Source organism: Stenotrophomonas sp. 2YAF26, from assembly GCF_052114625.1.
GTDB lineage: Bacteria > Pseudomonadota > Gammaproteobacteria > Xanthomonadales > Xanthomonadaceae > Stenotrophomonas > Stenotrophomonas indicatrix.
In genome coordinates this window covers 111,103-129,211 of record NZ_JBFRFC010000024.1, presented here as the reverse complement: position 1 = coordinate 129,211, position 18,109 = coordinate 111,103, and the positions used below count along the sequence as shown (strand labels likewise).

Genomic DNA, 18,109 nt, shown 5'->3' with positions numbered 1-18,109 from the left:
CGTTGAGTCGAGGCAGCGCATACGCAGTTCATCCTGAATGACGCCATCATGGATGCATGCGGGTACGGAGGTCAACGCGTGCTCGAGAGGTGGCTGCGATTCTTGGTTGGAAACGGGTCGCAAGCAAGCGGAGATATTCGTCTAGAGCGCGTTACGAACTTTGAAGCAGATATACCCCTCGCTGACGCAGGCCGGCTTCACAGCCTGACCGGTCACATGCTGGACCTTCCGAGCCAGAGTGCCAACCTGCGCGCGCTCCTGCTCATTCGCCAGCATCACCTGTGCGGGCAATATATGGCCGAGCGTGTCCACGGCAATGTGAACCTTGCTTCCATTCTTGCGTTTATTGCCGTCATAGCCTGCGCGCGGGCCACTCCCGCACGTCGATTGCGCAACAAACGCCCATCTCTCATCGATCACATCGGTCGAACAGGGGCTGCGCGCAGTCATGCCATTGCAGTGACACTGTTCATACCAAACTTCAAACACGCTCTAGAAGAGAACGCTCGCCCGATCAACGGTCGCCACCGGGCTAGCCTTCCGCACCGCCTCCAGGAACAGCAGGAAATCGCGGTTGAACAGCGTCAGATTGTTGGTGAACGTCACGCACTTTCTTCCCGATGCTTTACTGAAGCACACCTGCCAGACATAGCGCCCGTAGATGACATCGGAGGTTCGGGTGACGGAGGTGATCTGCGAGAGCGGAACGGCCGTGGGCACCGGGCCACGCCGCAGGTAGAAGGACTCCGCATCAAAGAAGTAGTGCTCCCGATCCTCTTTCCCATCCACCATCACCAAGGTCATGGACGTACCGGAAATCCGGCGAGGGGGATGCAAACGCAGCCCTGTTTTCACAGTAGAACGGGCAGTCGCTGACATTCGCCGAAGGATGAACCAAAGGATCACCAACGGAAGCGCCGCAAGGACAATGAAGCCCACGGTCTTCAAAACACCTTCCAATGCGCTTGCCACACAGATCTCCACGATGAACTTTCAGGCATTGGCGACGCCCAGGTAGATCCACGCCACGCGTGGATGCTTCGGCTTCAACGCCCCATCACTTCCAATGATCCGGCCCCAAAAACGGCAGGCTCAACACAAACACCGGAACGGCCACAGGCACCAACGCAGCCCCCAGCACCTTCCCGGCCGTCGTCCCAACCCCCGGCTTGTCCGTATCGTCCGGCCGAATCCGCTCAGCCCGCGCGGTAATCGACTGCGGCAGCTTCGCCTTCGCGGTCAGCGCAGCAGCGTCCGGCAATTGCACCCGCTCGCCGTCACCCTCGAACAGCGCGCTGTAATAGCTGCCGCCCTTCCTGGAAAGATTGCAGTCCGGGTCGGCCGCCAGTTCGTAGCGGGTCCGGGCTTCAAGGATGTACGGCCGGCGCGTCAACTCGTCGATGGCCTTGGCCACCCGCGGGCTGATCTCCAACCGCTCCAGCTTGAACTGCGCCGCCTGTTCCGGCGTCACCTGCTCCGGCCGCAGCAGCAGCGCGTAGCTGCCATGCACCTTGGTCCGGTCAGCCGGCACGCGCCAGTCCTCACGGATGTAAATCTGCGCGCACACCACGGCCTCGCGCAGCGGGCTGTCCATCAGAGCGCGGTAATCACGGAAAGGTGCTGCATCAAAGCGCATCGGCTCGTCATAGACAGGCAGCAGATACAGCTTGCCGTCGTCGGCCACGAACGCGCTGGTGATCTCGCGACTGTAATGGTGATACTCCGGCCCGCTGGCGCAGCCAGACAACAGGGTCAGACACAAGGCGGAGAGAATGAAGAGGACGGACGTTCGCATGTCGTAGTGAATGGCTTCCCTGGGTAACCGGCCTCGCCGATAAGAACGAGGCCGATCCAACATGGTGCCACGGCGCCGCATGCGATGCAGAACCCGCCTTACTTCAACCGCTCAACCAACCGCCGCCCCACCTCCAGCGCCGAAGCCGGGTTCTGCCCGGTAATCAGCTCGCGATCCACCACCACATGCCCCGTCCACGGCGTGGCATTGCTGCTGAACCGCGCACCCGCTCGCTGCAACGCGGTCTGCGGGTAGAACTTCATCTCACCACCGCCCAGCAGCGGCTTGGCCTGCTCTTCTTCCTGGTTGCTGATCACCGTCATCTGGTAGCCGCTGTAGATCCACTTCGGCGTAGCCGGCGTCGCACCCGCTTCCAGCTTCGCCACGAAACCATCCGCATCCGGCAGCGTGGACAGCAGCGCGATCGGCCCATGGCAGACCAGCGCGGTGGTCTTGTTGCGCTGGTGGAAGTCGGCCAGCAGCCGGCCCAGTGCCGGGCTCTTCAGCAGGTCCTGCATCGGTGCGTGGCCACCGGGAATGTAGACGGCATCGAAACGCGCGTAGCCCTGCTGCTCGACGCGCGCCAGGCTGACCACCGGCGAGGCCGTCGGCGAGGTCAGCGCCAGCTTCTCCAGCAGGTCCTTGTGCAGCGTCAGCTGCGCGGCATCGTTACCGAAGTACGCCGGCGTCACCGAGGACGCATCCACCGTCGGCGCCCGCCCCTGCGGCGTGGCGAAGGTCACCTCGTGGCCCGCGTCCAGCAGCAGCTTGACCGGCTGCATCAGCTCGTTGAGATAGAAGCCGGTGGACAGCACCTTGCCGTCCTTCAGGTCCAGGTGGTTTTCGTCGGACAGCACCACCAGCACGTTGGCGGCATGCGCGCCGGTCGCGGCCAGGGTCAGGGCCAGCGCTGCGGCCAGCCGGGTCATCAGGTTCATGGGGAGCTCCTATTCGGGGAATGTCCGCCACTTTATTCATCGCCCCAGCGGCGATAAATTGGCCCCATCGCAAAACATCTGTTCCCCGGAGAGCCAAATGAGCCGCAAGTTCGACTACCTGGGCGATGTGGAGGTGTTCCTGGCGGTGGTCGAGCACGGCTCGTTCACCGCCGGCGCCGTGGCGCTATCCACCACACCCTCGGTGCTGAGCCGCGCGGTCACCCGTCTGGAAGCGCGGCTGGGCCGACAGCTGCTGCAGCGGACCACCCGCCGCGTGGGCCTGACCGATGCTGGGCGGCTCTATCTGGAACAGGTGCGCACCGCCTTCGGCCTGCTGGACGACGCCGAGCGCGACGTACTGGCCCAGGAAGGCGCGCTGGCCGGCCGCGTGCGCCTGAGCGTGCCCACCACCTATGGCCACTACCGGCTGCCGCCCGTGCTGGCGCGGTTTGCGCAGCAGTACCCGCAGGTGCAGGTGGAACTGAACATCACCAACCGCAACGTGGACCTGGTGGCCGAAGGCTTCGACCTAGCCATCCGCCTGGGCCAGCTGCCGGACAGCGGACTGGTGGCGCGCAAACTGGAAGACGCCCGGTTGCTGCTGGTGGCCGCGCCGGACTACCTGCAACGCCGTGGCACGCCGCAGACGCTGGACGACCTGCAGCAGCACCTGTGCCTGCCGTTCGTGATGCCGCGTACCGGGCGGCTGGCGCCGTGGATCTTCCACGACGGCGGGCACGACGTGGACTGGCTGCCGCGTTCGTCCATCGAGACCTCCGACGATGTGCTGGGCGTGGTGTCGCTGGCAGAACAGGGGATCGGCATCTGCCAGAGCTATGAGTTCATCGTGCGTGAGCGGTTGCAGCGTGGGCAGCTGGTGGAAGTGCTGCCGCAGCTGCGGGGTAGATCGCGGCAGTTCTCGGTGATCTATGCGCCGCATCGGCGGCAGTCGGCGGCGGCGCGGGCGATGATTGAGTTGCTGGTGGGGAATGCGGCTGAGGATGGCGTTGGTTGAAGCCGCGAGCTTGTTAACGGTGTCGGGTTTGAACCGCTTTTCGGGGTGTGCGGCTGATCGCGCGCCGTTGCTTGGCGAGGCGGAATAAGAACTGTTGCAAAGAAGGCCATCGCGCTATTCGCTTGTGGCATGGACGATTGCGCCACTTTGAATCGCAATTGACAGAGCAGCTGCGCGAATGCGTCTGATGGCGTCGCGTGTTGCACGAATGGTGCGTGCAACAATAGTTCTTCGCTCTCGGATTCCGCGATTCCTTCGCGAATTTCTATTGGCATTCGAAGCGGCTGCGTAAACACCATGACGTGCCACCGACAACGGGTGGCTCCGGGTCTGCAAACCCGTTTGATGCACGCGCAAGTTGTTTACGCTTGCCCGTCGGCACCGTCCTTAACCGGTGCCGGCGGGCAATCCGTCGGCCTTTCTGGCGGGCGGTGCGTGGGAGTCTTCGGACTCACCGGCCAATAGCGCTGCATCAACCGGTTTGCAGCCACGCATCGTCCGCCACCTCCTCGCGGTGGCGCTGTTAAGCACAGCCACGGAAGCCGACGCCATGAACGAATCCGACACCTTCTCTTCGTACACCGTTGTTGAACCCATCAATGACGACACCCCCCTGCCCGACCTGAATTCCCTGCTCGGCATCCTCGAGCGCATACGCGGCTGCGAGGGCGCCGATGGACTGCCCTGGCCGGAGAACGACGTCTCACCCGGCCGCCGCGTGAGCCTGGCGAAGAGCGAACGCGCGATGGTGAGGGCGCTTACAGTGCTGGAGGTGTTGCACGCGGCAGACCGCTGCCGGGTGGCAGCGGAGCCGGAGCGACATCTGGATGAGGGAGTGGTTGATGGGTTATTTCTGGCTTGCCGGGGGTTGGTTGAGTGGGCCTGTCATGAAGTTCGGCCGGAGTAACTCTAATACTCTCCCCTCTGAAGCCGTATGTACCATTTTGCAGCTCCAGCGTATGCTCCCGCCGGAGGCCGGAGAACACTGCAGCTAGCTCGTCAATACCGGTGCCAACCGTGCAAAGCGCAGATCATGGACCGCATTCAGCAATCAGGAGCCCCCTCTTTCGCTGCGACAGCAATCGCCACGTAATGTGAGTTCAAGCTCAGAAGGTACCGCAACATCAGTCCACTCAATGCGCCGCCGACCATCTTCAGGTCCCACTCGGGCCCTGCCTTTCCATACTCAAACTTGTCCTCAGAAAGGGAGGCAACCCGTATGGCCGATCCCTGTAAGGCATAAAGAGTCGGATCGACCACCACTCTGGCTGCCTCGTACTTCTGTTCGAGCAGCTTTACATCCTCCGGTGCCAGCGTCTTCCCTGCCTCGTGCGCAAACTTGTTTCGCAAAGAATTCATTGCCAGGGATGCGATTGCGAGTTCCTTTGGAAAACCCAACGCCGTCGCAAGCATCACTTTATGCGTAAAATTCTGTGGAATCTTAAAAACTTCCAACATTTCATCAGTCAGCATCCCCTTTAAGTAAACCTCTAGGCTTTGCTCAATCTGAAGATGAAGCCTCAGCACCATGCCGATCTGATCGACCGTTTCCAACCCCTGGAGAAGATGGTTCATCTGTACAATGGCATCAAGGTCAAACTTGGTCGTCATACTTTTTTCCTCAGCGGGGCTACTGACAGCGCAGAGATTGCTGTATTCGCCGGACCGATCCCTAATAGGAGTGGACCCGGAGCGGCATTTGGATGTGTGGGGAGGTGTTGACGGATTGTTACTGGTTTGCCGCACGCCAATTCAATGTGCCTGACGGAAGCTGAGGTCTGAATGACCATCTCTGGCCAAACCAATACTCGGATCCTTACCACCAGATACCAAATACCAATTTGCCACTGATTCCGACCCACACCCACACCAAGACTGGAGAGCGCACCTAGCACTGGATGGATACGCACTCCGTCAGCAATTGCTAAAAGCTACATCGTCCGCGCCGCATGCCATCTATCTTTATATTCAGAAGAGGAGGCAAACATCTCGTCGTCAATATTCGAAATTAGCTCCCTATACAACCCCTTGACCTCGTCAACGGGCAAATATTTTGCAAGTAGTGGCTGCATACATTCAGAAATTCGATCAATCTGACTTTCCGTTGCCTGCGCTCGTCCATTTGAAAATAGATAAGGCAAAAGCATCACTGACGGACCATCTTCACACGGCGATATTAACCATCTTGCTTGCAACTGGAAGTCTTTCCGAAGCGCCAAGTTTTGCCACTTTTCGTCTTCAATTGTCACGAGATATCGACAGGTTTGATACGAATTGGTGGCTTGGATGAGGTGCTCCAGGAATGCTGCCTTGCTGTAGCGAGGCTGAGAGTCGAGAGAGAACTTCAGCACCGGATTTCGTCTTTGAGTGTCAAGCGGCCGCTGAGGCCCTCCCTCGAGTGGAACCACGCCTTCAGCTTCGATCAGGGATGGTCGTCCGAGATCGTCTACGGAGAGAACTTGAACAGAACCGTTCTTTTCCTTTCTCCAAGCGAGCAGCGCCAGTACCAAGAGGGCCTCAGCATGACGACCACCAATGGACACATCGCATTGCTGAAGTACTTCTCTACTTGTTTCCAACCCTTTTCCAAAAAGCCACTCTGACTTTTCGAAACACTCACGGATGGAGGAGCCGATCACTTCCACATCCTTCCAAGCATCGCCAGTTTGTGACGCAAATCTATTCCAAGGCTCGCCTGCGCTAAGAGCCATAGCATGAAGAAAGAGCGAAAGGTCAGCGAGATATTCCGCAGAACCTGAAACGATCTCACCATAAGATTTCATGTCAGCCTCGACCACCTGCCTCAGCGCCTCCTGCACAACAGCCCTAATCTCCACCTCCGCCTTTGGCGCCAGTCCGTCTCGATTCGCAGACAGCCAAGTACCAGCCCCTCCTGACAACAGATTAATTTCAATTATTACATGTGGAAGATAAGCAGCGTCGCATTTGAAGTGCTGCCCCCGATATAAGAATCGGGACTGGTGACCCATAAACTGATCACGATGCGGCCGGTACCTAAAATCTACGCAATGCCCCAAGACGTTCGGCAGAAAGTGCCAGCCATCTTCAGCCTCACGCTCTACCAATACTGACACGCGCTCTTTACTCAGCGGCAGAAATGAGCATGCCACACGAATTGGCGAGTTCCTACCAAAAGCCACTGCCTCATCAACGATCCTCCCCGCCTCGTATGGAAAGGCATCATCCAAGAGCGGGTCCATGGACATAGCCAATTTAGCAGCAACGCTTTTGCCGTCATCCCGAAAAGGATGAGCTTTCCAACTCTTGGAGAATCGATCTAGCTCAAATTCAACCTCGACCGTGGTGCCGTAGGTTTGGGCGACATTATTCGGCATGCGACGCACCAAGACAAGCCCCTCATTAGGCCCCAGCGGGCTATGCAGCTCAAGCTCCAACGTCTCGTTACTGAAAATGCTTTTCGTTACTATGCGAATGCAGTCGCTAAGGAGAAAAGCACTTTGAAACCCAATCCCAAATGCGCCTGAAGGTTTCATCCACTCTGGCATAGCCCGTATCAGTCGCTGCCGTGATGCGTTCTTTTGGGAGCCGCCAATACGGAGCATATGCAATAAATCAGCGCTGCTAATACCTGTGCCACCATCGATAATCCGCAACAACCATCCGGCCTTCCCACCCTCGCCGACAGCCTCCTCTCTCTCAATGAGCTCAATTCTTACCGGCGGGGCAGCGCGGAGTTGACCACATGACACTGGTGATTCCCAATCATCTACAGTTGTGTTTTGCGACTCTTTCGCCCATAAACTGAGGAGCGTGGCATCTACCGCGTTCTGCAGCAATTCACGAACGCAGGGAAAGGCGCTGCCATATAAGTTGCTGCCCTGCAGCAAGCTGACCACACTTTTCTCGTCAACACCGAATTGCGGGCGCTCCCCTTTCTGCAGAATCTGAAGGTCCCCGCTAAGGCTCACGGAAAGATTCCCCAGCGTTGGCAGCAGTCCAAGCTCACGACTCGGCGCGATCTCCTGCCAATGTGCCATCTGATTCTGAGTTTCTTCTTTTAGCCAGTCAAACCAGCGAAATGTCTCCAGGTAGCCGGGGATTGTTCGGCACTCGGCACTAACTTCGATTCGATCTCGATCAATACGCAGATGACGGATTGCCTGATGCTTATCTTCATGAGCTTTACTCATTGAAGAACGATCATTGCCAGCCATGCGCTGAAGTACTGGACAGAATCTATTGTCATCCAGGTCCAGTAGGTCACCCATTCTCAAAAGACAGGCTACAAAGCGTGGATGACAGTCTTCGTTGGCCATTCCTGCCTCCTTAAAAGGCAAGCCGTCAACTGACAATAGGTCTTCAAACGATGCGCCATGCATCTGGCAGATTCGCCCTAGCACACGAAAAAGTCGGGCAGGCATAAGCTCGGTGCGCGGCGAAGAAATGCCAGCAGTAGACCACGGCTCCCTAACCATAGCTTCTGCTCGCACAGGATGTTTCCGCCGAAACCATTCGGCCATCAGCTCATTAAAGCGGCTTACAGCATCTGCAGGGCTATCAGCACCAGTAAAGCAGTTCGCGAGACTTGATGGGTCGAACGATGATGCGAAACGAAAAAGATCATGATGAGGCGACTGCCTCAACGATGCAATAAAGTCCTTAAAATCGTCGCTCTGGAGCTCCTTAATAATGTCTTCCTTGGGCACCACCATCCCAATGTCATGCCAGTAGGCCGCCTCAAGGATAAGCCAAGTATCGGTCGCCGTCAGCAGAGACACGGACTCCCCCAGCAACCTTTCAATATTCACAAGAATTTGTCGGCTATGGGACTCGTCATGGCGACTATAGTGCGGGAAAAGATTACCGACCGCCTGAAGTGCCTTAGGAATGAGCTTCACATCGAAGTCCCATTGGCTCACCAAGGTCCTGAGAGCCCCATGCTCATCAGACTTCGCCTTCAGATGAGAAATTAGAATATCTGCCATGATTTAATCTGATCCTCAGTCTAGCCATGAAGTTCGTGAATTACGCAAATATTGAAGCAGGACGCAAAAATGCAGTTCGCCGCCTTAGAATCTCCAACTGACCTCCAGATCAGCAAGGGCGACTTAAGATTTTCATGATACTCAACTTGCAGCGCGTTGCGGAGAATCTCTTTGAGCGATCAATCGGATACGACAGCCAGATCATCAAGATAGTTGATCACGATAACGCACCGCAAAGAATAGCTTCATACCAAGCAACCATACTACCGCCACCAATTACAACCTAGACGCCTGATGATCATATTGAGCCGGCCTGTAGCTCACAGAACTCTCACCACGCCTCGCTCCTTTGAGTGGGCATCAGCGAAAGCCATCACAAACAAAAAGGGCGCCTCTCGGCGCCCTCATTCCCTCAACTCACTCCCACTCAATAGTCGCCGGCGGCTTCCCCGAGATGTCATAGACAACCCTTGAAACCCCCCGCAACTCATTGATGATCCGGTTACTCACCGTACCCAGGAACTCATACGGCAGATGCGCCCAATGCGCCGTCATGAAGTCAATCGTCTCCACGGCCCGCAGCGCAATCACCCACTCATAAGCGCGCGCATCGCCCACCACGCCCACCGACTTCACCGGCAGGAACACGGCAAACGCCTGGCTGGTCTTGTCGTACAGATCCGCCTTGCGCAGCTCATCAATGAAGATGGCATCAGCCTTGGCCAGCAGCTCGGCGTATTCGCGCTTCACTTCACCCAGGATACGCACGCCCAGGCCCGGGCCCGGGAACGGGTGGCGGTAGACCATGGTGCGCGGCAGGCCCAGCTCAACACCCAGGCGGCGCACTTCGTCCTTGAACAGCTCGCGCAGCGGCTCCACCAGGCCCAGCTTCATGTGCTCCGGCAGGCCGCCCACGTTGTGGTGGCTCTTGATCACATGCGCCTTGCCGGTCTTGCTGCCGGCCGACTCGATCACGTCCGGGTAGATGGTGCCCTGCGCCAGCCACTTGGCGTTCTTCAGCTTGTTCGACTCTTCGTCGAAGATCTCAACAAACAGGTTGCCGATGATCTTGCGCTTGGCTTCCGGGTCGCTCACGCCTTCCAGCGCGGCGAAGTATCGGTCGGCGGCATTCACACGAACGACCTTTACGCCCATGTGCTCGGCGAACATCGCCATCACCTGGTCGCCTTCCTGCCAGCGCAGCAGGCCGGTATCCACGAACACGCAGGTCAGCTTCTCGCCGATGGCCTTGTGCAGCAGTGCAGCCACCACGGACGAGTCGACGCCGCCGGACAGGCCCAGGATCACTTCGTCATCGCCCACCTGTTCGCGCACGCGGGCGATCTGGTCGTCGATGATGTTGGCGGCGGTCCACAGGGTCTGGCAGCCGCACACGTCCACCACGAAGCGGCGCAGCAGCGCCTGGCCCTGCAGGGTGTGGGTCACTTCCGGGTGGAACTGCACGCCATACCAGCGCTTTTCTTCGTTGGCCATGGCGGCCACCGGAATGCGGTCGGTGGTGGCGGTGATGGTGAAGCCCGGCGGTGCAACGGAGACGTGGTCGCCGTGGCTCATCCAGACATTCAACTTCGGCTCGCCGCCGTGGTCGCTCAGGCCCTTGAACAGTGCATCGGGGTTGATCACGTTCACTTCGGCGTGGCCGAATTCGCGCTGGTCAGCGGCTTCGGTGGCACCGCCCAGCTGGRCGGCCAKGGTCTGCATGCCGTAGCAGATGCCGAAGATCGGCAGGCCGCTGTCGAACACTTCCTGCGGCGCGGCCGGCGCACCCGGCAGCGTGGTCGATTCCGGGCCACCGGACAGGATGATGCCCTTGGCGCCGAACGCGGCGATCTCGCCCGGGTTGTGGTCCCACGCCCAGATTTCGCAGTAGACGCCCAGCTCGCGGATGCGGCGGGCGATCAGCTGCGTGTACTGCGCGCCGAAATCAAGGATGAGGATCTTGTCGTTATGGATGTTGGTCATGGCGCCCCGGCAATGCAGTAGGGAAAACGAAAACGTCAGAATTTTTCAGCGGCAGATGGAGAAAGAGGAACGGGAATCAGCTTCCTCGTTCCTCTTTGCTCGTCCCGCATCAGGAGCGGTAGTTCGGCGGCTCTTTGGTGATCGTCACGTCATGGACGTGGCTCTCGCGCTGGCCGGCGCCGCTGATCTTCACGAACTTGGGCTTGCTGCGCATGTCCTCGACGGTGGCGCAACCCACGTAGCCCATGGTGGCGCGCAGGCCGCCCATCAGCTGGTGGATGATGCCGCCCACCGGGCCGCGGTACGGCACGCGGCCTTCGATGCCTTCGGGCACCAGCTTGTCGGCGGTGGCGGCGTCCTGGAAGTAGCGGTCCTTGGACCCCTTCTCCATCGCAGCCAGCGAGCCCATGCCGCGGTAGCTCTTGTACGAACGGCCCTGGAACAGCTCGGTTTCGCCCGGCGATTCCTCGGTACCGGCCAGCAGGCCACCAATCATGATGGTCGAGGCACCGGCGGCCAGCGCCTTGCCGATGTCGCCGGAGTAGCGGATGCCACCGTCGGCGATCAGCGGGATGCGGTCCTGCAGCGCTTCGGCTACCAGGTCGATCGCGGTGATCTGCGGCACGCCCACGCCAGCCACCACGCGAGTGGTGCAGATCGAGCCCGGGCCGATGCCCACCTTCACTGCGTCCGCGCCGCTGTCCAGCAGCGCCAGCGCGGCTTCACCGGTGCAGATGTTGCCGCCGATGACCTGCACGTTCGGGAAGTTCTTCTTGACCCAGCTGACGCGGTCCAGCACGCCCTGCGAATGGCCGTGCGCGGTATCAACCACGATCACGTCCACGCCGGCAGCGACCAGCGCTTCAACGCGGCGATCGGTGTCGCCACCCACGCCGACGGCGGCGCCGACCAGCAGGCGGGTGGCGATGTCCTTGGCAGCGTTCGGGAAGTCGGTGTTCTTCTGGATGTCCTTGACGGTGATCAGGCCACGCAGGGCGAAATCATCGTTGACCACCAGCACCTTTTCGATGCGGTTGCGGTGCAGCAGCTGCAGCACTTCATCAGACGCGGCGCCTTCCTTGACCGTGATCAGGCGATCCTTCTTGGTCATGATGTGGCGGACCGGATCGTCCAGCTCGGTCTCGAAGCGCATGTCGCGATGGGTCACGATGCCGGCCAGCAGGCCGTCGCTGCCCACCACCGGCACGCCGGAGATGTTGTGCGCCTGGGTCAGGGCCAGCACGTCGCGGATGGTGGTTTCCGGGCCGACGGTGATCGGGTCGCGGATGACACCGGCCTCGAACTTCTTGACCTTGGCCACTTCAGCGGCCTGCTGCTCCACGCTCAGGTTCTTGTGGATGATGCCCATGCCGCCCAGCTGTGCCATGGCGATGGCCAGGCGTGCTTCGGTGACGGTATCCATGGCGGCGGACAGGATCGGAAGCTTGAGCTTCAGGTCGCGCGTCAACCGCGTTTCGAGGTTGACGTCCTTGGGCAGGATGGTCGAATGAGCGGGGACGAGCGAGACGTCGTCGTAGGTGAGAGCTTCAGCCTGGATGCGCAGCATCGGCATACCCGAGATGTGGGGAAGCGCGACATTTTACCCTGCCTCATGAACCTTCGGATGGCATACCGGGTTGCCGGCCAGCGGCCGGCACTACCGTCAAACCCCAGCTTCCGCCGCTTCCAACGTGTTCTGCATCAGCGTGGCCACGGTCATCGGGCCCACGCCACCCGGCACAGGGGTGATCCAGCTCGCCCGCTGCGCTGCGGCCTCGAACCCGACATCGCCCACCAACCGGCCGTCATCCAAGCGGTTGATGCCCACGTCGATCACCACCGCACCCGGCTTCACCCACTCGCCCGGCACGATACCCGGGCGGCCCACCGCCACCACCAGGATGTCGGCGTTGCGCACGGCCTGTTCCAGCACGTCCTTGGGCGTGAACTTGTGGCAGCTGGTCACGGTACAGCCGGCGATCAGCAGCTCCAGGCCCATCGGCCGGCCGACGTGGTTGCTGACGCCGACGATGGTGGCGTTGCGGCCGCGCACCGGCTGGTCGGTGTGGCCCAGCAGCGTGGTGATGCCACGCGGGGTGCACGGGCGCAGGCCGAACTCGCGCAGGGCCAGGTGGCCGACGTTTTCCGGATGGAAACCATCCACGTCCTTGCGCGGGTCGATGCGCTGGATCAACCGGCGCGCATCGGGAATGCCCGGCAGCGGCAGCTGGATCAGGATGCCGTTGATCTTCGGGTCGGCGTTGAGCTGGTCGATCAGGTCGAGCAGCTCGGCCTCGGTGGTGCCGGCCGGCAGGTCGTAGTCATAGGCTTCGATGCCCACCTTCTCGGCTGCGCGGCGCTTGTTGCGCACGTACACGGTCGAGGCCGGGTCGCCCCCCACCAGCACCACGGCCAGGCCAGGGCGGCTGCCACCGGCGGCGACACGGGCATCGACCCGCACCTTCAGGCTGTCGAGCAGGTCCTCGGCGATACGGCGGCCATCGAGGATGCGGGCAGGAAGCTGGGGGGCGGAGTCGGTCATCGGGTGCGGGCGTGGGGCGGCGGGGACGCTATTGTCCCCGATTCACGCCCCCTCGCCCACCGGCACGGACGGGGTCGGATCCCTTTGCCAAAGGCAAAGGGCTCTGACCCACCTCATGAGCGCAGGAAGCACCGTGCAGTTGCCGGCCAGCGGCCGGCACTACCATGCTTCAGATCATTCCTCTTCTTCTTCCGGCACTTCATCCGCATTGAGCGTGCGCGCCTTGCGCTTGGGCGCGGTAAACGGCGTCGGCGTCGGCACACCCGGCAGCGCGCTGCCGAACACCATGTGCGCGCCGGCCCTCAGGCTGCCACCGGCCATTTCCAGCTCGAAGCGCTCGGCATCGCGCTCGCGGATCTGCTCGGCGATCTCGCGCGCATCGTCTTCGTCCGCGCCCAGCTCCACCAGTGCCGCCTGCCCGAACAGCAGCGCCGACTCGAAGGTTTCGCGGATCTGGAAATCCACGCCGGCATGGATCAGCCGCAGCGAATGTTCGCGGTCGAACGAGCGCACCAGCAGCTTGGCCTGCGGGAACTGATGGGCCACCAGTTCGACGATGCGGTCGGCGTCCTCGGCATTGTTCACGCACACCGCAATCGCCCGCGCACTGCCCGCGCCGGAGGCATGCAGTACGTCCAGGCGGGTGCCGTCGCCGTAATAGATCTTGAAACCGAAGCGCTCGGCGTTGTGGATCATCTCCACATCGTTGTCGATGATGGTCACGTCCACGTCGCGGGCCAGCAGCGACTGGCTGGCCACCTGGCCGAAGCGGCCGAAGCCGATCAGCAGCACGCTGCCGGACAGGCCATCGGCGGTATCCACGCCTTCCAGGCTGACGGTCGGCGTGGGCGCCACGCGCTTGTAGACCAGCACCACCAGCGGCGTCAGCGCCATCGACAGCACCACCACGGCGGTGAAGTTGGCATTGATGTCCAGGCTGATCACCCCGGCACTGGCTGCGGCCGAGAACAGCACGAAGGCGAACTCGCCGCCCTGCGCCATCAGCACGCCACGGTCCAGTGCCTGCGCGTGGTCGCTGCCCATCAGGCGCGCCACCACGTAGATGCACAGCGCCTTGGCCGCCATCAGCGCGACCACCAGGCCGAGGATCATCGGCCAGTTGCCGGCCACCACGCCCAGGTCCAGCGCCATGCCCACGCTGAGGAAGAACAGGCCCAGCAGGATGCCGCGGAACGGTTCGATGTCTGCTTCGATCTGGTGGCGGAAGGTCGATTCGCTCAGCAGCACGCCGGCCAGGAACGCGCCCATCGCCATCGACAACCCGGACAGCTGCATCAGCAGCGCCGCGCCCAGCACCACCAGCAGTGCGGCAGCGGTCATCACTTCGCGCGCCTTCGATTCGGCCAGCACGCGGAACAGCGGATTGAGCAGGAAGCGGCCCACCAGCACCAGGCCGACGATGGCACCCACGCCGATCGCCACCGACATCCAGCGTGAGCCCTCGCCATCGGCACTGCCGGCAGCCGGTGCCATCCACGCGACAAGCGCCAGCAACGGCACGATCAGCAGGTCCTCGAACAACAGGATCGAGACGATCTTCTGCCCCGACGGCAGCGCGATGTCGCCGCGCTCGGCCAGCAGTTGCATCACCACCGCAGTGGAAGTCAGCACGAAACCGGTGGCGCCGATGAAGGCGATCTGCCACGGCAGCCCGAACAGCTTGGCGATGCTGGTCAGCACCAGCGCGCAGGTGACGATCTGCAGCGTGCCCAGCCCGAAGATTTCCTTGCGCAGGCTCCACAGGTGCGAGGGCCGCATTTCCAGGCCGATGACGAACAGGAACATGACCACGCCGAGTTCGGCGGTATGCAGGATCGCCTGCGGGTCGGAGAACCAGCCCAGCCCGAACGGGCCGATCGCCAGGCCGGCGGCGAAGTAGCCCAGCACCGAGCCCAGGCCGAGCCGACGGAACAGCGGCACCATCACCACCGCTGCGCCCAACAGGGCGACGACCTTGACCAGCTCGCTGGTCGCTGCTTCTACCGCCATGCGGTGGGTTCCCCGGAAATCGAAATCGGCCTCAACGATAGAGCAACACCGATGACGGCAATAGCACGTGTGTTGCGTTTTATTGTCTTGGAGATGGAACGATAGCGGGAGTGGCCCTGGGCATCATCCCGAAACCGGACGCATCCATCCATACATGGCGTGGATCTACCAACGCATTAGTAGATCCACGCCATGCGTGGATGACGCGCCGACCGGTTCACCCGCCCCGGCAGAACGCGGCGTAATCGATATACCCCGGGAACGGCACGCCCGGCGCGCACACCGCGCACTGCGGGTCGGGGCTGATGCGGGTCTCGCGGAAGCGCATGCCCAGCGCGTCAAAGCGCAGCAGGCGGCCCACCAACGGTTCGCCGATGCCGAGCAGCAGCTTCAGCACCTCGGTGGCCTGCAGCACACCTGCCAGGCCGGGCAGCACGCCCAGCACGCCGGCCTCGGAACAGTTGGGCGCGAATTCCGGCGGCGGCGGCTCCGGGAACAGGCAGCGGTAGCACGGCGCCACGCCACGCTGGCGGCCGGCATCGAACACGCTCACCTGGCCATCGAAACGCTCGATGGCGGCGTAGACCATCGGCGTGGCGTGCTTGATGCAGGCGTCGTTGAGCAGGTAGCGCAACGGGAAGTTGTCCGAACCATCCAGCACCACGTCAACGTCCTGCAGCAGGCGGTCCACGTTCTCCGAGGTGACCCGCTCGGGCACGGCCTCGACCTCGATGGACGGGTTCAACGCCAGCAGCCGCTCACGTGCCGAATCAACCTTCAGCTGGCCGACGCTGGCCTCGGTATGCACGATCTGCCGGTGCAGGTTGCTGCGCTCGACACGGTCGTGGTCGGCAAAACGCAGGTGCCCTACCCCGGCGGCCGCCAGGTAGAACCCGGCCGGCGCGCCCAGGCCGCCCGCGCCCAGCACCAGCACCCGCGACTGCTGCAGGCGGCGCTGGCCGGCCTCGCCCACCTGCGGCAGCAGCAGGTGGCGCGAATAGCGGTCATAGAAATCGCGGTCGGCGGCGCTGGTCAGTGGCTGCACCAGCGGCAACGCCAGCTCGCGCCAGGCCACGGTGCCGCCGGCAACGGAGGTTACGTTGGCATAGCCCGCATCCAGCAGCGCTTGCGCCGCATCGGCCGAGCGCTTGCCGCTCTGGCAGATCAGCAGGATTTCCTGTTCCGGCAGAGGCAGGTGTGCGGCGGGGTCGTCCAGCAGTTCATCCTTGGCCACGCCACGCGCGCCCTCGGCCATGCCGCCCGCCCGCTCATGCGTCTCGCGCACGTCGATCAGCACCGCACCATGGGCCACGCGTGCCCGCGCCTGCTCGGGGGAAAGCTCTGGAATGCTCATGCCGCCATTGCCGCGTGATGTTCATGAGGTTGCCGGCCAGCGGCCGGCACTACCGCAAACGAGAAGGCGGCCCTGCGGCCGCCTTCTCGTGGATCACTTGCCCTTGACGTGCTTCATCAAGCGCCGCTTGGCCTTGACCTGCCGTTCGGTCAGCACGTTCTTCTTGCCTTCGTACGGGTTGGCACCCTCGCGGAAGATGAACTGCACCGGCGTACCGATCAGCTTGAAGCGCTTGCGGAAGAAGTTCTCCAGGTAGCGCTTGTACGACTCCTGCAGTTCCTTCAGGCGGGTGCCGTGCACGATGAAGGTCGGCGGGTTGGCGCCGGCCGGGTGCACGTAACGCAGCTTGGAGACGTGGCCGCGGATGGTCGGCGGCGGGTTGGTCTCGTAGGCCACTTCCAGCGCCTTGTTCACTTCGCTGGTGGTGAAGGTCTTGTTCGCCGATTCGTGCGCGCGGTGCACCGCACGGAACAGCTCACGCAGGCCCGAGCCATGCTTGGCCGAGATGCGCACCGATTCGGCCCACGGCACGAAGCCCAAGCGCAGCGACAGCATCGTTTCGGCCTGCTCACGCTGGTAGTCGGTCAGGCCGTCCCACTTGTTGATCGCGATCACCAGCGCGCGGCCGGCATCCAGCACGGCGCCGAGCACGGTGGCGTCCTGGTCGGTCACGCCTTCGGTAGCATCGAGCATCAGCACGGCCACCTGGCACTGCTCGATCGACTGCATGGTCTTGACCACCGAGAACTTCTCGACGACCTCGTCCACGCGCGAACGGCGACGCAGGCCGGCGGTGTCGATCAGGCGGTACTCGCGGCCGTCACGCTCCAGGTCCACCGAGATCGAATCGCGGGTGGTGCCCGGCACGTCCGAGGCGATCATGCGCTCTTCGCCGAGGATGCGGTTGACTAGGGTCGACTTGCCCACGTTGGGGCGGCCGACGAAGGCGATGCGCACGCGATTCGGATCGTTGTCCAGCTCTTCGCCGCTGCCCTCTTCCGGCAGGCGCTGGATGACCTCGTCCAGCAGGTCGTCCAGGCCCTGGCGATGGGCAGCCGACACGGTCAGCATCTCGCTGAAGCCGTAGCGGGCGAACTCCGAACGCACGGTGTCCTCGTCGGTGCCGTCGATCTTGTTGATCAGCAGCAGCGTCGGGCGCGACAGCTTGCGCAACCAGGCCAGGATCTCATCGTCCATCGCCGAGGTGCCCTCGCGGGCATCGACGACGAACAGGATCAGGTCAGCTTCGCCAGCGGCAGCGCGGGCCTGGCGCGTGGTAGCACCAGCCAGGCCTTCTTCTTCCTCTGCGATGCCGCCGGTATCGACGACGAGGAAATGGTTGTCCTCGTCAAGCCGGCAGACGCCATAGTTGCGGTCCCGGGTGACGCCGGGCTGGTCATGGACCAGGGCGTCACGTGTTCGGGTCAGTGCATTGAATATGGTCGACTTGCCGACATTCGGCCGTCCAACCAGGGCGACCAAAGGCAGCATCGCGATTACTCCGT

At 61.9% G+C, this 18,109-nt stretch carries 14 protein-coding genes; 2 read left to right on the top strand and 12 right to left on the bottom strand.

Going from position 1 to position 18,109, the window contains the following annotated elements:
* Nucleotides 1–141: 141 nt before the first annotated feature.
* From AB4Y98_RS19255 to AB4Y98_RS19240, 4 genes are all read right to left on the bottom strand, one after another.
* Nucleotides 142–450, bottom strand: a complete 309-nt coding sequence (locus tag AB4Y98_RS19255) for a transposase (protein WP_442244948.1) — start codon at nucleotides 448–450, stop codon at nucleotides 142–144.
* 42 nt (nucleotides 451–492) lie between these two features.
* On the bottom strand, nucleotides 493–972 hold the full coding sequence (locus AB4Y98_RS19250) for a hypothetical protein (protein ID WP_442244947.1): 480 nt from the start codon (nucleotides 970–972) through the stop codon (nucleotides 493–495).
* Between the two features lie 85 nt (nucleotides 973–1,057).
* Nucleotides 1,058–1,795 (bottom strand): hypothetical protein, encoded by a 738-nt coding sequence (locus AB4Y98_RS19245; RefSeq protein WP_442244946.1) that lies wholly within the window; start codon nucleotides 1,793–1,795, stop codon nucleotides 1,058–1,060.
* A gap of 98 nt (nucleotides 1,796–1,893) precedes the next feature.
* Entirely contained in the window at nucleotides 1,894–2,733 is an 840-nt protein-coding gene (locus AB4Y98_RS19240) for a type 1 glutamine amidotransferase domain-containing protein (protein ID WP_442244945.1), read from the bottom strand.
* 97 nt (nucleotides 2,734–2,830) lie between these two features.
* On the opposite strand from AB4Y98_RS19240, the gene AB4Y98_RS19235 reads away from it, so the two are divergent.
* Both AB4Y98_RS19235 and AB4Y98_RS19230 read left to right on the top strand, forming a co-directional pair.
* Complete coding sequence (locus AB4Y98_RS19235) at nucleotides 2,831–3,748, top strand: LysR family transcriptional regulator (RefSeq protein ID WP_442244944.1); 918 nt, start codon at nucleotides 2,831–2,833, stop codon at nucleotides 3,746–3,748.
* A gap of 550 nt (nucleotides 3,749–4,298) precedes the next feature.
* Nucleotides 4,299–4,655: a hypothetical protein gene (locus AB4Y98_RS19230; protein WP_442244943.1), complete on the top strand. Its 357-nt coding sequence runs from the start codon at nucleotides 4,299–4,301 to the stop codon at nucleotides 4,653–4,655.
* A gap of 137 nt (nucleotides 4,656–4,792) precedes the next feature.
* Here AB4Y98_RS19230 and AB4Y98_RS19225 read toward each other — a convergent pair whose 3' ends face one another.
* From AB4Y98_RS19225 to der, 8 genes are all read right to left on the bottom strand, one after another.
* On the bottom strand, nucleotides 4,793–5,359 hold the full coding sequence (locus tag AB4Y98_RS19225) for a hypothetical protein (protein ID WP_442244942.1): 567 nt from the start codon (nucleotides 5,357–5,359) through the stop codon (nucleotides 4,793–4,795).
* Between the two features lie 320 nt (nucleotides 5,360–5,679).
* Nucleotides 5,680–8,715, bottom strand: coding sequence for an HD domain-containing protein (locus AB4Y98_RS19220; RefSeq protein ID WP_442244941.1), 3,036 nt, complete (start codon nucleotides 8,713–8,715; stop codon nucleotides 5,680–5,682).
* A 417-nt stretch (nucleotides 8,716–9,132) separates the two neighbouring features.
* Nucleotides 9,133–10,698 carry a glutamine-hydrolyzing GMP synthase gene (gene guaA / locus AB4Y98_RS19215; protein ID WP_442244940.1) on the bottom strand — a complete coding sequence of 522 codons (1,566 nt, stop codon included), beginning with the start codon at nucleotides 10,696–10,698 and terminating at the stop codon, nucleotides 9,133–9,135.
* Between the two features lie 109 nt (nucleotides 10,699–10,807).
* Complete coding sequence (gene guaB / locus AB4Y98_RS19210) at nucleotides 10,808–12,265, bottom strand: IMP dehydrogenase (RefSeq protein ID WP_032976170.1); 1,458 nt, start codon at nucleotides 12,263–12,265, stop codon at nucleotides 10,808–10,810.
* Between the two features lie 96 nt (nucleotides 12,266–12,361).
* The gene (folD, locus tag AB4Y98_RS19205) at nucleotides 12,362–13,240 is read right to left on the bottom strand and encodes a bifunctional methylenetetrahydrofolate dehydrogenase/methenyltetrahydrofolate cyclohydrolase FolD (protein ID WP_100552320.1); all 879 of its coding nucleotides are present in this window, start codon (nucleotides 13,238–13,240) and stop codon (nucleotides 12,362–12,364) included.
* A 174-nt stretch (nucleotides 13,241–13,414) separates the two neighbouring features.
* On the bottom strand, nucleotides 13,415–15,250 hold the full coding sequence (locus tag AB4Y98_RS19200) for a monovalent cation:proton antiporter-2 (CPA2) family protein (protein WP_059063917.1): 1,836 nt from the start codon (nucleotides 15,248–15,250) through the stop codon (nucleotides 13,415–13,417).
* Between the two features lie 217 nt (nucleotides 15,251–15,467).
* A complete protein-coding gene (gene moeB, locus AB4Y98_RS19195) occupies nucleotides 15,468–16,604 on the bottom strand; it encodes a molybdopterin-synthase adenylyltransferase MoeB (protein ID WP_442244939.1) in 1,137 nt (378 codons plus the stop codon).
* Between the two features lie 93 nt (nucleotides 16,605–16,697).
* Nucleotides 16,698–18,095 carry a ribosome biogenesis GTPase Der gene (der, locus tag AB4Y98_RS19190; protein WP_025874993.1) on the bottom strand — a complete coding sequence of 466 codons (1,398 nt, stop codon included), beginning with the start codon at nucleotides 18,093–18,095 and terminating at the stop codon, nucleotides 16,698–16,700.
* Nucleotides 18,096–18,109: the final 14 nt, after the last annotated feature.